The 1,273-nt window shown below is 68.3% G+C and carries 1 protein-coding gene; it reads right to left on the reverse strand.

All coding sequences use genetic code 11. The annotated features are described in order from the left end of the window. Positions 1-31: 31 nt before the first annotated feature. Positions 32-1,252 (reverse strand): IS256 family transposase, encoded by a 1,221-nt coding sequence (locus ACTWQA_RS59050; protein WP_443167508.1) that lies wholly within the window; start codon positions 1,250-1,252, stop codon positions 32-34. Positions 1,253-1,273 lie beyond the last annotated feature (21 nt).

Consider the following 1,273-nt stretch of genomic DNA (forward strand, 5'->3'; position numbering starts at 1 on the left):
GAGCAATCGTCAAGACCTGTGGATCAAGTTCTTAAGCGGCTGCCGATGAAGGCTGCCCCTCAGGGCGTTCGACGAGTTTGCCGTTGACGAACGTCGCCCCAGCGCGGACCAGCGCGACGAGATGCGGAGCGTTGACCGCGCGCCAGCGAGACTGGGCCGACTCGATCAGCTTGAACGCCATCGCGAGTCCGGCCGCCCGCGAGCCCGGGCCCTTGGTGACCTTGGTGCGGTGCCGGACGGTGGCGAACGTCGACTCGATGGGGTTGGTCGTGCGCAGGTGGATCCAGTGCTCGGCCGGGAACTCGTAGAACGCGAGAAGTTCGTCCAGGTCGTCGGTGACCTTGGCCACGGCCTTGCCATACTTGGCGCTGTAGGCCGATTGGAAGGCCTTCACCGCCTTCAGGGCGTGGTCCTTGTCCTCGGCGTTCCAGATCTCCGCCAGCGCCTTCTTGGCGGCCGGATGCGCTGACTTCGGTAGCGCCCCCAGCACGTTGGCGATCTTGTGAAACCAGCACCTCTGCGCTCTGGCCTGGGGAAACACCTCACCCAGCGCGCCCCAGAATCCGAGCGCACCATCACCGACGGCCAGCACCGGCGCCCGCATCCCCCGCCGCGCACAGTCACGCAACAGATCGGCCCACGACTCGGTGGACTCGCGGTAGCCGTCGGCCAGCGCGATCAGCTCCTTACGCCCATCGGCACGCACCCCGATCATCACCAGCAGGCACAACCGCTGCTCCTCCAGGCGGACGTTGACGTGAATGCCGTCGGCCCACAGGTAGACGTAGTCGACGCCCGACAGATCACGGCCGGCGAAGGCACGCTGCTCCGCCTTCCACTGCTCGGTCAGCTTCGTGATCACCGGCGCCGACAGGCCGGCCGCCGAGCCGAGGAACTGCCCCAGCGCGGGCACGAAGTCTCCCGAGGACAGCCCGTGCAGATACAGCAGTGGCAGCACCTCGGTCACCTTGGGGGTCTTACGGCACCACGGCGGCAGGATGGCGGAGGAGAAGCGTTTCCGCTCGCCGGTGACCTCATCGACGCGCTTGTCGTTGACCCGCGGCGCGCGGACCTCGATCGCGCCCGCCGCAGTGAGAATCTCGCGCGGGGCGTGGTGACCGTTGCGCACGACCAGGCGGCGACCGGCCTCGTCACGCTCGTCGGCGAACGCGGCGATGTAGGCGTCGACCTCGGCCTTGAGCGCTTCGGCGAGCATCCGGCGGGCGCCTTCGCGGACGAGTTCGTCGATCAGCGCGGCGGAGACCGGGCCGCC

The organism is Nonomuraea sp. 10N515B (assembly GCF_052245915.1).
Taxonomy (GTDB): Bacteria; Actinomycetota; Actinomycetes; order Streptosporangiales; family Streptosporangiaceae; genus Nonomuraea.